The 14,499-nt window shown below is 34.6% G+C and carries 14 protein-coding genes; 3 read left to right on the forward strand and 11 right to left on the reverse strand.

Going from position 1 to position 14,499, the window contains the following annotated elements:
- Positions 1–94: 94 nt before the first annotated feature.
- From BM212_RS05275 to BM212_RS05285, 3 genes are all read right to left on the reverse strand, one after another.
- Positions 95–940 (reverse strand): ComEC/Rec2 family competence protein, encoded by an 846-nt coding sequence (locus tag BM212_RS05275; RefSeq protein ID WP_091896973.1) that lies wholly within the window; start codon positions 938–940, stop codon positions 95–97.
- A gap of 717 nt (positions 941–1,657) precedes the next feature.
- The gene (gene gloB, locus BM212_RS05280) at positions 1,658–2,362 is read right to left on the reverse strand and encodes a hydroxyacylglutathione hydrolase (protein ID WP_091896976.1); all 705 of its coding nucleotides are present in this window, start codon (positions 2,360–2,362) and stop codon (positions 1,658–1,660) included.
- Positions 2,363–2,465: 103 nt separating this feature from the next.
- Positions 2,466–3,176 (reverse strand): hypothetical protein, encoded by a 711-nt coding sequence (locus BM212_RS05285; RefSeq protein ID WP_091896979.1) that lies wholly within the window; start codon positions 3,174–3,176, stop codon positions 2,466–2,468.
- A gap of 312 nt (positions 3,177–3,488) precedes the next feature.
- Between BM212_RS05285 and fabV the strand changes: the two genes are divergently transcribed.
- The gene (gene fabV / locus BM212_RS05290) at positions 3,489–4,685 is read left to right on the forward strand and encodes an enoyl-ACP reductase FabV (protein ID WP_091896982.1); all 1,197 of its coding nucleotides are present in this window, start codon (positions 3,489–3,491) and stop codon (positions 4,683–4,685) included.
- A gap of 74 nt (positions 4,686–4,759) precedes the next feature.
- Here the strand turns inward: fabV and BM212_RS05295 are convergent, their stop codons facing one another.
- Complete coding sequence (locus tag BM212_RS05295) at positions 4,760–5,068, reverse strand: MGMT family protein (RefSeq protein ID WP_072693604.1); 309 nt, start codon at positions 5,066–5,068, stop codon at positions 4,760–4,762.
- A 268-nt stretch (positions 5,069–5,336) separates the two neighbouring features.
- On the opposite strand from BM212_RS05295, the gene BM212_RS05300 reads away from it, so the two are divergent.
- Positions 5,337–6,668 carry a dihydrolipoyl dehydrogenase family protein gene (locus tag BM212_RS05300; RefSeq protein ID WP_091896985.1) on the forward strand — a complete coding sequence of 444 codons (1,332 nt, stop codon included), beginning with the start codon at positions 5,337–5,339 and terminating at the stop codon, positions 6,666–6,668.
- A 177-nt stretch (positions 6,669–6,845) separates the two neighbouring features.
- Here BM212_RS05300 and BM212_RS05305 read toward each other — a convergent pair whose 3' ends face one another.
- The 6 genes from BM212_RS05305 to BM212_RS05330 all read right to left on the reverse strand — a co-directional run bounded on the left by BM212_RS05305 (position 6,846) and on the right by BM212_RS05330 (position 12,199).
- The gene (locus BM212_RS05305) at positions 6,846–7,442 is read right to left on the reverse strand and encodes a hypothetical protein (protein WP_245750935.1); all 597 of its coding nucleotides are present in this window, start codon (positions 7,440–7,442) and stop codon (positions 6,846–6,848) included.
- 186 nt (positions 7,443–7,628) lie between these two features.
- Positions 7,629–8,156, reverse strand: coding sequence for a hypothetical protein (locus BM212_RS05310; protein ID WP_091896988.1), 528 nt, complete (start codon positions 8,154–8,156; stop codon positions 7,629–7,631).
- A 374-nt stretch (positions 8,157–8,530) separates the two neighbouring features.
- A complete protein-coding gene (arr, locus tag BM212_RS12710) occupies positions 8,531–8,980 on the reverse strand; it encodes an NAD(+)--rifampin ADP-ribosyltransferase (RefSeq protein ID WP_198034015.1) in 450 nt (149 codons plus the stop codon).
- A 483-nt stretch (positions 8,981–9,463) separates the two neighbouring features.
- Complete coding sequence (locus BM212_RS05320; RefSeq protein WP_091896994.1) at positions 9,464–10,921, reverse strand: DEAD/DEAH box helicase; 1,458 nt, start codon at positions 10,919–10,921, stop codon at positions 9,464–9,466.
- A 355-nt stretch (positions 10,922–11,276) separates the two neighbouring features.
- Positions 11,277–11,756, reverse strand: coding sequence for a 23S rRNA (pseudouridine(1915)-N(3))-methyltransferase RlmH (gene rlmH / locus BM212_RS05325; RefSeq protein WP_091896998.1), 480 nt, complete (start codon positions 11,754–11,756; stop codon positions 11,277–11,279).
- An 11-nt stretch (positions 11,757–11,767) separates the two neighbouring features.
- Positions 11,768–12,199 carry a MarR family winged helix-turn-helix transcriptional regulator gene (locus BM212_RS05330; RefSeq protein WP_072693611.1) on the reverse strand — a complete coding sequence of 144 codons (432 nt, stop codon included), beginning with the start codon at positions 12,197–12,199 and terminating at the stop codon, positions 11,768–11,770.
- Between the two features lie 122 nt (positions 12,200–12,321).
- On the opposite strand from BM212_RS05330, the gene BM212_RS05335 reads away from it, so the two are divergent.
- Positions 12,322–12,744 (forward strand): organic hydroperoxide resistance protein, encoded by a 423-nt coding sequence (locus BM212_RS05335; protein WP_072693612.1) that lies wholly within the window; start codon positions 12,322–12,324, stop codon positions 12,742–12,744.
- Positions 12,745–13,190: 446 nt separating this feature from the next.
- On the opposite strand, the gene BM212_RS05340 is transcribed toward BM212_RS05335, so the two are convergent.
- Entirely contained in the window at positions 13,191–14,381 is a 1,191-nt protein-coding gene (locus tag BM212_RS05340; protein ID WP_091897001.1) for a S1C family serine protease, read from the reverse strand.
- Positions 14,382–14,499 lie beyond the last annotated feature (118 nt).

Raw genomic sequence — 14,499 nt, forward strand, 5'->3', positions numbered from 1 at the left:
TACTGCTCTTGTCGATGTAGACAGACAAGGCGTAATTGTGCTGTTGATTTTTTATTTGGCTTTTACACTTCATCATGATTGTTTTATCTATAAGCTATTGCGTTACTTGAATCGTTTCTCCGTCACTTATCACTTGAACATTCCCTTCCCTTGTTAAGTAAACAGTTGTTCCAAGTTTCTCAAGTGCAGAAACTACTACTACTTCTTCTTTATTTTTATCTGAACTAGTAATAATTGCATATTCTGGACTAACTTTAGTGAAAAAATCAGTACTATTTTCTGAATAGCGTCCATGATGCGGCACCTTGAGAAGTGTATATTCTCCATCTAGTTGATTCATCAGTTCTTCCAAACGAACAGCTTCGGCATCTCCAGCGAATAAGAAACGATTTTCTCCATGTTCCACACTCACAACCAAGGAATAATCATTGTCACTTTCATAGGAACTTAGTTCAGGAGGATAAATAGTAAAACTCGCTGAACTATTAGAAAAAGAAAGTTTTTTTGTCAATACAGTCGGTGCAAGATTGTTGTCTTCCATTGCCGTAAGAAATTCTTGATAATCTGTGCTGTCTGTTTCATAATCTGGCACGAGTACATTTTGTACGTCTACTTCATTAAGCACAGTATCAGCACCACCTACATGATCTTTATCAAAATGCGTAATTACTAGATAATCAATCGTCTCAATACTTTCACTCTCTAAGTAATCAATGATTTCTTCTCCATCTTCCTCTTCTCCAGTATCAATTAGTACAGTCTGACTACCATCTGATAATAATATACTATCTGCGCTTCCAATCTTAAAAAAGGTTATTTCTAGATTATCTGCAGTACTGTTTCCGTTCTGAGCTGAACAACCCGCTACAGATAAGGACATGATTAAGAGAATCAAAAGGATGATTCTTTTCATAATTTTTTTAACTTTTAGATGCTTCATTTAGTCATTTCCTTTCTTATACAGTATTCAATATTTGATAAATCTAAAATATGGCTACCAGCTAGATTTTAAAATATTATCAATCAATTCTCTTGTTTGTTTAGAAACAATTTTGCTCTCTATCTATGTCTTTAGGATTGTCAAAAAAAGCAGAATGCAACTGAAAATAATAAACATTGTTCCTGTTAAAAAAAACTGCTGGTCTGAATTGATTGCTGGAATAATAACAAACGGCTTCTTCATGTCATACACCTCCTGAGACTTGAAAACAGAATGAATTATCTCTGCAGCTTCTATAAGACCTAACCTAAAAGCCATTATTAAAATAATATGGAATTTGGATAGTTCTCGTTTTTTATATTCCTATTTTATAAGGAATATAAAAAAGAATCCCCGAAAAATTGATAGAACTTTGTGGAAATTATGTGGCAAATTATGTTCAACGTAATCTTTTCTATGGCTTTTCCTGCTTTTGCCTTCATCAATAAACCTAACTGTAAAATCAGTCCTCACAAAAACTTATATAAGACCTCATCCATGTATATATATGATTACATCAAAAAAACATTACCTGAATAGATTTACTCAGGTAATGTTTTTAATTGAAAGTGTTTTTCTAACATATCAATAAACGAACTTTTTATAATAGTGCTGCTTCTCTTCTTGGCAAAATTATTTATTCATTATTGTAGGTAAGCTATGCATTATCTAACTTCTTTATTGGAAGTTATCTCGTGCTTTACGTAGATCAGTAAATTCTTCTAACGTTTCGGCTTTTAGAAATAAGTTTATATGCTTTTCTTTTCCAATTGTAGAAGGTAACGTTGGGCGGTTTTCATTTCTCAGTTCATTGACCTCATCCAAACTTTGCAGAATTGACTTGTCTCCCGGCTCAATAGATTGTGCAAATCGCAAGTTCGTTTGTGTATATTCGTGACCCGCATAGACACGTACATCATCGTCCAAATTTCTGAATTTCTGTAAAGTGTCATATTGCGCCTCATAATCTCCTGTGAATACTCGACCGCAGCCTCCAGAAAACAATGCATCGCCACAGAATAAGTTTTTATCCATCAAAAAACTAATATGTTCGCTGGAATGACCTGCTGTTTTAAAGACTTTAAAACTGTGATCCAGTAATTCGAAGGAATCACCATCTTGAACAGTGTAGTCATTTAGCTGAGCTGTTTCCTCTGGTCCATAAACTGGTGTGTCGATATAATTAGCCAATACTTCTTTGACCCCACCGATATGATCGTTATGTTCATGTGTTAGCAGGATCGCTTTAAGTGTTAATTGCTTTTCTTTTAAATAACGTAAAATGCCTTCAGATTCTCCTGGATCAACGATTATTGCTTCGTTTCCTTCTTCAATAACCCAGATATAATTATCCGAAAATGCTTCTATAGGATGAATATTCACATTTATCTCTCCCTTGTTCAATTTGCTTTTTTGTATTTTATTATTCAGAAAGAATCCCTCAAAAAATAGAAACTTTGGTACATCCTTTTAATTTTGTCCTACTTTAGTTCGTGTTCTTTAATATATCTTGTATCTTGTCGGTATAAATTTTGTCTAAATAGTCAGTAGTACGCTCGAAATTTCCCATACTGGAAACTTTAAGTGTTCTTCTATTCACAAGTTTATCATCAATTCTTCTAATAACCAAAAAATCATGTTCATCATCTTTCGTTCCACACACCCTATTTAAGTGAACTTTTTGACCATTCTTTAATTCGAGAATGTAAAAAAATTCTCCTTTAGAATATTTCATTGGGATAAGTGAATTCCTTCCATACACTCCTGTATTAATTTTTATTATATTATCATAATTAAATACTTGACCTTGAGGATGTAAAAAGGAATAATCAATGATTCTGTTCTCAGTTATAACCGTAACAGATGAAATGATCATATAAAATAACATTACGTTTATAGCAATAAATATCCTAAATTTGGATCTTCTGTTCTTGTTCATAAAAACATTTCTTGGCCGAAACTCCTTATATATACTCCTGAATTTCTTACAAAAAACATAAACCATACCTAAAATTAAGTATACTTCATAAATAAATATACCTAGTGACGCTGGATAATTGAAGGTCCACATTAAGGAATCATCTGGTACAAAGAGCATTTCTTGAATCTCATTAATCAATATAAAGATTCCTAAAGTGAATATAACTGCAACAACCAGTAAAAAAATAGAGGATAAAATTAATTTGATTTTTTTCAAATAAAAAGCAACTCCTAATTTTTGAGTCATTAAGTGATCTTATTAATGAACTTTGGTTTCTACAAATAGTTTTAGCATTTTTGTTTTAATTTTCAACTTCTTAAGATCATTAATTTTTCAACTATCTATAGGATATTATCCTTTGGCCATTCTTTTAGGTGCACACTTGATATTACTATACTCTATTTAATTAAATATCTGATCATATTTTTTAAATTTTCATTTGAAATATAATTTTTGATAAGTAATTTCTCTTAGAATTCTTTTTTCTGATATGATATTACTATAACAATTTAATGGGGGAAATGAATCATGCTGAATTTTAAACAAAATATTCGTGGAAATGTTGCCTTGGGTATCAATCCTGTTGGTCTTAAACAAGAAGTACTAAACCAAATTAATTATGTAAAAAACAAAGGAACTTACGAAGGTCCTAAAAAGGTATTAATTATTGGCGCTTCATCAAGTTATGGATTAGCTACCCGTATCAATCTCGCTTTTGGAGCAGGAGCAGATACCATCGGTGTTTCGTTTGAAAAAGGACCAAAAAACGAAAAAAATCTAGGTACAGCTGGCTGGTACAATAACATTGCTTTTAAAGAAGCAGCTGAAAAAGAAGGTTTGATTGCTAAAAACTTTGTACAAGACGCCTTCAGTCATGAAAGCAAACAAGAAGTTATCGACTACATTAAAAATGAATTTGGTGGTAAAGTTGATTTAGTTGTCTATAGTTTAGCCAGCGGACGAAGAACAGATCCCGATACAAAAGAGACCTATACTTCTTCCATCAAAGCAATTGGAGAGCCAGTGGTAGGCCCGAACATCAACATGCAAAATGAAGCATTTTATACTGAAACACTAGATCCTGCAACAGATCAGGAAATCCATGATACTGTTAAAGTAATGGGTGGAGAAGACTGGGAATTATGGATGAAAGCATTAAAAGAAGCAGATGTGTTAGCTGATGGTGTTCTAACGACTAATTATTCATATCTAGGAACAGAGCTTAATCGCCCTTACTATGGTGGAGGTACACTGGGGCGTGCTAAAGCAGATTGTGATGACAAAGCTGAAAATATTAATGAATTACTGGCTGACATAAATGGTAAAGCTCTGATAGTAGTGGCTACTGCTGTTACGACTAAAGCAAGTTCAGTTATTCCATTTTTCCCTGTATACTGCATCGGTCTTTACAAAGTCATGGAAGAAAAGGGCACTCATGAAACACCAATCATGCACCAGGACCGCATCTATCGCGACATGATTTATGGAAACAATCCTGAATACGATGAAACCGGTCGTTTAAGACCCGATAGCTGGGAATTAGATAGCGATACACAGGCTAAAACAAAAGAACTGATTCTAAAACTCAATGAAGGTAACTTTAATACGGATCTGACTGCTTATAATCTCTTTTATAAAGAATTCTCAAATTTAAGTGGTTTCATGGTCGACGGCTATGTTGAGCAAGACATTACTATAGATGAATTAAAAGCGTTGAAATATTAATTCCTTAACAAACTAAATCAAAAAGGTTATGGCTATAGTCGCCATAACCTTTTTTTAAATATTGTGGAATATCGTCATTCATCCCATAGACACATTTTTAAGTTAACATACATAGTATTTTTCATCGGTATGTCTTCTGCTTCGAGTAATTCTCTCTGTTCTTTCCATCCCGGTGCCAGTCTGCCTGCATGATTGACTACTCTGTGACAAGGATATCTTCCATAAAATTCAGCCATACTCAATACTCTACCGACAAGCCTAGCATTCTTTTCTCTCCCGATCAGTCTCGCAATCTGACCGTAAGTCGCAACTTTACCTTCTGGAATCTCATCAACTACAGATAACACTTCATAAATCAAGTTCTCATCCAAAATACGACCCATTCTTTCACCTCGAAACTTTTAAAAAATCCATTAATACAGTTTGTATATTATTAATTTGAGGTTACTTTACCTCACATATCCTTATTGTATAAGATTACTGACTAAAATAAAAAGTATTTAATGTATTTCCTTTTTGATTTTATATTTTCAGTTATTTTGAATAAAAGGATTTCTTACAAGTTATTTTATTTTTACTATCTCACTTTGTGTGTTACAAAGAGTGTACAGAGAATTAGCAGAAAAAGGTTCAGTAAAGGAGATTGGCATTATGGAAAAAGAATTTGATATAATAGTCATTGGTAGTGGTGTATCTGGAATGGGAACAGCTTCTAGTTTAGCATCAGCCGGTAAGCAAGTCGCTATAATAGAAGAAGATTTATGGGGTGGAACTTGCCCGAACCGAGGTTGTGATCCAAAGAAAGTACTGGTTTCAGCGGTTGAAGCTAAGGATCATATTCAACAATTACAAGGGAAAGGGATAAATACTGTCCCTAAAGTTAATTGGCCAGAGTTAATGGCATTCAAAGAAACTTTTACTTCACCTGTACCGAAACGAAGCAAAGAAAGTCTGGAATCAGCCGGCGTAAAAACCTTTACTGGAAAAGCAGAATTTATCGATGAGCATCGATTAAAAGTAAACGAAAATGAACTAAAAGCAGAACAATTTGTCATCGCTGCTGGTGCACGTCCTTCTATACTAGATATTGAAGGAAAAGAGCATTTTTTAACGAGCAATGACTTCTTATCTCTTCCAGAGATGCCTGAGACGATTACTTTAGTGGGTGGCGGTTATATCGCTTTTGAATTTGCGGCTATAGCAAATGCCGCTGGAGCTAAAGTTCACGTTATTCAACACAACGATCGACCACTTAAAGCGTTTGACCGTGAATTAGTTGACCTGCTAATGGAACAATTAAAATCTAAAGGGGTCACTTTCCATCTAAATATAGAAGTTTCCAAGATTGAAAAAACGTCAATTGGTTATTCATTAATGGATGATTCAAATTTTCAATTAAACACTGACTTAGTGTTCTGCACTACAGGAAGAATTCCGAACACAGACGTACTGAAACTTGAGAACGCTGGAGTAGAATATGATAAAAAAGGCATTACTGTTAACGAATTTCTCCAAACCAGCAATCCAGCTATTTTTGCAATCGGAGATATTTTATCTAAAAGCCAACCGAAACTAACACCTGTATGTAGTTACGAAGCAAGTTATGTAGTCTCTTATCTGACTAGAAAAGAGACTGCATCCATATCGTATCCAAGCATCCCTACGATGGTATTTTCTGGTCCTAAACTAGCTCAAATCGGTGTAGTGATTGACGAAAGTAATGATGACTACGAACTATCCACCATTGATGCCACTAAGTGGTTCAGCTATCACAGAACCAATGAACCTATTTCAAAAGTCAAGGTCATCACTGACAAGAGAACAGGTCTACTAGTCGGCGCAGCTTGTTTAAATAATGAAGCAGATGAACTGATCAATTACTTCAGCCAGCTGATTGAGAAAAAAGTTTCTGGTTCAGAAGTCGCTAAGCATATCTTTGCTTATCCAACAATTGCCAGTGACTTATCTTCACTATATTCTTAATCTTAGAACACAACATATAAGCAATCAAAAGGTTGATTCTCTGATTGAAAACAGAGAATCAACCTTTTTAATAGTAAAAATCTCAATTACTTTTGCTACGGTTCTCCTTGATACACCTAAATGATGTTTTTGACAGCATCGAAATATTTAAAAGGATTGTAACTAAATATAATATATCTATAAATCTATCTTTTTCCCATTAACACTAAACTCAATTATTTCAGCAATTTTAAAATTATTTCTGTGTTCAATTACATAAGTAATTTCGTAAGGTTTTCCATCTACGTCTAGCTTGTGTTGTACAAAAGTCATTAAATTATCCCCATCTAAATCAGATCTACCGCTAGAATGTTCGATCTTTTCCCCCACAATGTTTTTTTCAAGAATTTCAGTCATTAATTTATTATAGGCCTCTGTCAAAATAGCATAATCACCATTATCACCGTACCATTTTGCATCAACAATCTCTAACCAATTAAACCACAGCTCTTCAGGGTCTTCTCCATATTCTTCGGCTATCTCATAGACAGTCTCCTGATCACCTGAGAAATCATCTATAGCATTTAATCTTGTTATAATTATATCGTACCATTCAAGGTCTTCTTCGGTAAGATGTCTTAATTTAGTTACTTCTGGATAAAAGGTTGTTGTAATCTCCTTAGCTACAATACTTCTTTCTTCAACTTCTTCTACAGTTTCTGCTACGGCCACTTCTGTTGTATTCTCTGAACTTTCTTCCTTACCGGTTGCGGCAGAACAAGCACCTAATATCAAACCTTACCATCCAATTAATAATAATTTATTAACCATAATCGCCTCCAAAGTATATTATTTAGCATTTTTTACTCTTATATCCATATACTTTTGATACATAAAATTTCCATAAAATCTATATTCGAATTATGTTTCTTTATTAATTTTTAGCGATTGAGATCCAGTATATCTCTATGTAAAAATACCTTATTCAAATTTAAAATTCAGCATACTTTTCCCAATAAGTTCTTCTCTTTTTTTCCATGAGAATTGAACTGCGTATTGTTTGCCAATTTCTGCTTCATCGATACCAATGTTTATTGATGTACTCTCCGTAATACTTCTTTCATTAACTTTCTCAGAATCATTTTTTACTTCAATTAAACTAACCTCAGTTGGTTTTGGATTCAGCATACTCCAGTCAATAAGAATGTTGTCCCCAACTTCTACATCTCCTGAATGGATTTCAGGAAAATTATAAGTGATGTCATTTTCAGTAGTGTCCCAAAATACCTCTTCATAAACACTGTCAAATCCTGTTGATAAACCGTCTTTTGCATTTACAAGTTTTATAGAAGGCGCTTCTTCAGGTCGGATAGCGGAGATTTCTTCACTACTCTGCATAGTAGACTCTTCTGTACTTATCTTATTTGGTGACGCTTTTTCTGAATCTGAACAAGCTGAAAGAATTACCATACTTGACAGTATCAATATGCGATCTATATGTTTTTTCACTTCAATTCTCCTTATACAGAAAATTTATTACTTTTTGAATAATAACTTTATATGTAATCACTTCTTATAAAAAACATACCTCATATACATTTTACCTAAGTAATTCTACTTTTACCAATTTTCTTAAATGGAATAAAACTAAACACACTATTTTTCAAAATTCGAAAAATAGTGTGCTCTTCAAAAATCTCATTCACTTATGATACAGCTCTCCATATCTCAGGTAACTGAGGTTTTTAATCGCTATAGAATTGTTAAAGAATTTGTTTATTAATATTTATGGTAAGAATATCCGTACCATTCGAAACGAATGAAATTGATAGAAAACTGTGAATGCTAATATAATCCATGCGTTGCACTACGTGATAGTAGTTTTAGTTAATGATTTCCCCTTTATTCTTAGCCAGTCTTTCATCCCATTCCTGTCGTTGTGAATCAGTCAGTTTTTCCCAGTCCGTTACTTCTCCCAAAACTCTTAGAGGTTTTTGTGAGCGATAAGAACGAGTTAAATTACCAGGGAATTTCTTGTCCGTTACATTAGGGTCGTTTTCAAACTCACCGATAGGTTCTACAATATAAACACGTTCGTTTCCTTCCCCTTTTGCTAGTGCTGCAGCAAGTCCCGCACCATTGATGTTTGCTGTGAAATAGATGTGATTCATTTTAAGATCTTTTTCATAATTTGATTTATTCCCAGCTGTCAGCAAATCGCCAACTTGTAAATCTGCCTTTGCCCCATGATAAAAAGGACCAGCGTCAGTCGGTTTACCTTGATGTGAATACGATAATTCAACGTTTTTTCTAGCATTTTCAGTATCACTCATTGCTTCATAGTATTTAGCGATATTTAAATACAAAGTTGGATAAGCACTTTTAACATTCTCATCATTAATTTTTAGAGCAAAGGCCAAGGATTTTTCCATCCATTTTAATTTATTGTCGGCATTTTTTTGTCTTAATCCTAAATGATAAGCTACAATAAACCTTTCATAGTCATCCCTTGATTGATCCCATGCTTTAAGAAAAACCTCGATAGCACCATCCAAATTACCACTTTCTTCTAGAGCCATCCCTTTCATACAGAGCTGGATAATAGGGTTACTTGGGTCAAATTTCATTCTCATCTTCTTTTCCCTCCTAATTTTAAATATCTGAATTTTTATCATTACTATTGATACGACTCCCGGTATCAACGGTAGCTGCCTTTTTAAATCCCTATTAAATCTTTACGATTATCATTATAACTTATAGAGGTACTCTTAAGTTTAAATAGTTAATTTAAATGCTTTATCAAATGACTCTTCTATTTACTTGCGTGCTTTACTTACTTTTAAAGCTTTCCCTTTCACCTTGCGATGTTGCATTTCAGAAATGACGTAAGGTCCTTTACCATTCATGATTTCAACATAGGTGACATTTTCCTGAATCGTGATAATACCGATATCTTCAGCTGATATATCTCTAATACTCGTCAATGTTCCGACGAAATCAACAGCACGTAGCTTCTTCTTTTTGCCACCATTAAAGTAAACCTTAGTGATATACTTGTTCAGCTCTTTATTACGGGCGATTTTCGGTGCAATGCGTGTTTTTATTTTCTTTTCAAAAGCTGCCTTTGCCCGAGTGACCACGCGATCATTAGGCGCAAATACTTCCGTAATCTCATGGTTATCATCGAAGGCATACTCACGAATTTCCTGCCAGCGTGTTCGGTCATTCTCACTGACCATCGTTAACGCGAGTCCTGTTTTGCCTGCTCGACCTGTCCGGCCTGTCCGATGCGTGTAGCTTTCTTTTTCAAAAGGAACATCATAATTGACGACATGCGTCACATTGTCAATATCTATTCCACGAGCAGCAACGTCTGTGGCTACCAAGTAACGAAGTTTCCCAGAGCGAAATTCATTCATTACGTCTAAGCGATCGTCTTGATCCATTCCGCCGTGCAATTTATCGATGGGTAAATCGGCTTTGTCCAAATGCCTTACAACACCATCTACCACATCTTTCGTATTACAAAAGATGATACAGGCATCCGGATTCTCAATTGTTAATAGGTCTAACAGTATCTTTTCTTTAGCTGCTTCTTCAACATTGATATAAGAATGTAAAATTTTGGGAGTATTCTCTATTGAGGATTCCATTTTGACAGAAGCACGGTCAGGACTCATATAAAAACTGGCCAGACGATTGATTTCTGATGACATAGTCGCAGAAAAAAGCATTGTTTGGCGTTCTTTCGGTAAGTAATCAATAATATCTTCCACCTGTTCGATGAACCCCATATTGAGCATTTCATCTGCTTCATCTAAAACTAAGCTACTAATCTTATCTACTACCAACGTACCTTCTTTTAAATGTTCCAGTATCCGACCCGGAGTACCGACAACAATGTGACTTTTTTGTTTTAATTCGGATTTCTGTGTTTTAAAGGAAGACTTACCAAATACCGCAGTTACCTTTATTCGCTTCAATCGACCGATATTCATGATATCGTTCTTGACCTGGAGCGCTAACTCCCGAGTTGGGACCAAAATCAAGGCTTGAGGTTTATTCTCTTCCCACTCTGCTTGTTCACACAGTGGAATACCAAAAGCAACGGTTTTACCACTGCCAGTTTGGGACTCGACGAGGATATCTTGTCTCTTTAATGCCAACGGAATGACCGATTCCTGTACCGCTGTCGGATTGAAGTACCGTAAACTCGTTAGTGCTTTTAGGATTTCAGAACTGATCCCAAATGTTTCAAATGATGTATGATTCATATTTTCCTGCTTTCTTTTTCTTTGCTGAATGGTTAATAATAGATTTTAAACGATTTACAATTTTTTAAAATAAGCAGACTCTTCTGCAGTCTAAAGTCTACCATTCTAATTTGAATCATGAAACACTTTTATCGCTTCTAAAGTTTGTTGTTGCTAACGCTCTAATTTAAAAGAAACTTAGCCAGTACTTTTCTTTTAAAAACGTATTATCCTTAAACATTTTTTAAGAAAAATAAAAAGCAGAAACCCGCCAATGCAAAGTTTCTGCTTATGCTTAATTCTTTATGCTGTTTATCATACCGCTTATCTTGTCAAGAATATCTTTAATCTGTTACTTCTCTAAATATATCCTTATCTACTTATGGTACGGTTCTCCACGCATGATTCTAAAGGCACGATAAATCTGTTCTGTTAGGATCAGTCTCATCAGCTGATGCGGATAAGTCATTTTGCCAAAGGAGATGGTTTCGTCACTTCGATTCAGCACTTCTTCACTCAATCCAAGGGATCCCCCAATAACGAATACAATACTGCTATTTCCGTGGATCATCAACTGCTGTATTTCATTAGCAAAGTTTTCCGATGTACGCTCTTTAGACTTAATAGCTAATGAATAAACATATGCCTGGTCAGGAATTTTAGCTAATATTCGTTGCCCTTCTTTCTCTTTAATCTGTTTCATCTCAGCTGCACTCAAACTTTCCGGGGCTTTTTCATCAGCGACTTCTATGTTTTTGAATTTTGTATACGCGCTTAATCTTTTGGCGTACTCTTCAATTCCATTGATCAGATATTTCTCTTTTAATTTTCCTACTGAAATAATTGTTATATCCATTATTTCCCCCCTTATTTATCAAAATTATTCATCATTTTAGCTAATATTTTTTTCAATTGTGAGAATTCCTCTTCTTCGAGGTTTAGGTGCTTAATAAAATTAACTGGAATACTTTCTGCTTTTTTCTCCGCCTTTATTCCTTTTTCTGTTAAGCTGACTTCCACCACTCGTTCGTCGTTTGTTGATCTTACCCTAGTGATTAGTCCATTTTCTTCCATTCGTTTTAGCATTGGTGTCAAAGTTCCTGAATCAAGAAATAACCGATTCCCTAAAGATTTTACTGAAATTATCTGGACTTCCCAAAGTACAAGCAAAGCTAGATACTGAGGATACGTTACATTTAATTCCTTTAATAAAGGACGATATATTTTAGTCATCTGTCTTGTCGTTGCATATAATGAAAAACACACTTGATTTTCTAGTTTTAATAGTTCATTTGCCATATTCATCTCTCCTCTATAACAGTATAACAATTTAAAAAGAAGTTTTATATAGTTTGACTTCCACTATTAAGTTGTATACAATTAAATTGCACACAATATTAGTAAAGGGACAGGTGATTTATATGACAAACGCACTATATACTGCTTCATCAACAGCAACTGGAGGTCGTCAAGGACATGTTAAATCTTCAGATAACGTTCTTGACTTAGAATTAACAGTACCTAAAGGATTAGGTGGCCAAGGCGAAGAAGGAAAAACAAATCCTGAACAGTTATTTTCAGCTGGATATTCAGCATGTTTCGATAGCGCACTTCAATTAGTTGCCGGAAAAGCTAAGAAAAAAATCAATTCTACTGTAACTGCTGCAGTTAGCATAGCAAAAGCTGGCGAAGGATTTGGATTAGCAGTCGAATTAACAGCAGAAATTGAAGGTGTCACTCAAGAAGAGGCTGAAGAACTAGTTGAAAAAGCCAACCAAATTTGTCCTTATTCACGAGCAATCAATGGTAACGTAGAAGTCAAAAAAACAGCAATTGCAAAATAAAAATTCCTCTATATACTTAAGACCCCACTTTTTTTAGAAAGTGGGGTCTTCTTTTCCACTATTGTGCACAGTTATCCCCAACACTTATACACATACCCACAGGATTGTTCCCCTAATTTTCGTTTTTTACTTCTCATATTTCTATTTGTTCGCCTAATATTTTCTAAAATAACTTTAAGTTATCCCCATGTCTAATTTGTTTTCTCACAATTTTTAAACGACCTAAAACCTTTATACATCAACCTTTTATTAGGTAAAAACTGGTTGGTCATTAATCTTATACACAACGCTGTTTAAATTTGTGGATAACTTTATTTCAGAAATATATTGTTTTTTTAGTCTCTTTTCAAAATTTATCCACAATTTAAATTTAAAGTCCACATACTTATACACAGAACAAAAAAAGAACACATCTTTTTAGTAGATGTGCTCTTAAAATATTTTTCCTATAGTGCCTGATCAGATGCTCTCATATTAATTGTTGTTTTCTCTAGAGATCCGTCACGATAATATTCAACTTCAACATTGTCTCCTATTTCTGTATCGTAGATTTGTTGTCTCAATTCTATTCCGTTTGTTACATCTACTCCATTGAATTTTACTATGATATCATTTTGTGCTAATTCAGCTTCTGCTGCTGCACTTCCACTCGTTACTTCAGCAATTACAACTCCTCCTGCTATATCTTCAGGTACGTTGAGCACAGATTCTTGCTGTTGTTGTGAGATCATTGCCAAATCAACCATACCGATTCCTAAAACAGGTCTCGTAATTTCTCCAGATTCCTCTAACTGGTTAATAATATCTACTGCATCATTACTTGGTATTGCAAATCCCATTCCTTCAACTGTCGAAGTAGAAATTTTCATTGAGTTTATCCCAATAACTTGTCCAGCTATATTCACTAATGGTCCACCAGAGTTCCCAGGATTGATTGCTGCATCTGTTTGGATAGCTGTCATTTCCCAATCGTATTCTCCATCTCCATCTGTATCAACTGGTACTGAACGTTCAACTGCTGAAATAATACCAGAGGTTACAGATGAGGCAAAGTCAGTTCCAAGTGGAGATCCAATAGCTATGGCTGGTTCCCCTACTGCAAGCTCCTCAGAATTTCCAAATTCTGCAACTGAACTAACGTCTTCTGAATCAATAGTCAACACAGCTAAATCTGTCCATACATCAGCTCCTATTACTTCAGCTTGGACTCTTGTACCATCTTTCAACAAAACATCAACTGCATCTGAACCTTCTATAACGTGGTTATTCGTAAAAACATATGCAGTGTCTCCATCTACTTTGTAAACAGCACCACTACCTGTTCCTACTTGTTGTAAACTTTCTTCATCCTCTGTCTCTTCACCATCCTGAGTACTCCCATACCATCCATATGGATTTTCAGCTGCTTGTTGCATGTTGATTACTGATACAACTGCATCATCAATGGTACTAACTGCATCCGTAACACCCGAAGAGGCATCTACATTCACTTCTGAGACAGCTACATCTCCTTCTTCATTTACATTCCCTGTTTCGTTTCCACCGTCTTCTTGACTCTGATCAGCAACCTCACATCCTGCCAATAAACTAGCAGTCATTCCTAGTACCATAAGTTTTTTAAAATTTATATTATGCATTGTTATAATTCCCCTCTCAACATATTATCTTACCTTCGATATGATTGTACAATTTTATTTTGAATTTTTATTGAATGAACATTGAATAAATCGCTCTACGTCAAACGTATTTTAACAT

It is taken from the genome of Marinilactibacillus piezotolerans (genome assembly GCF_900114235.1).
GTDB lineage: Bacteria > Bacillota > Bacilli > Lactobacillales > Carnobacteriaceae_A > Marinilactibacillus > Marinilactibacillus piezotolerans.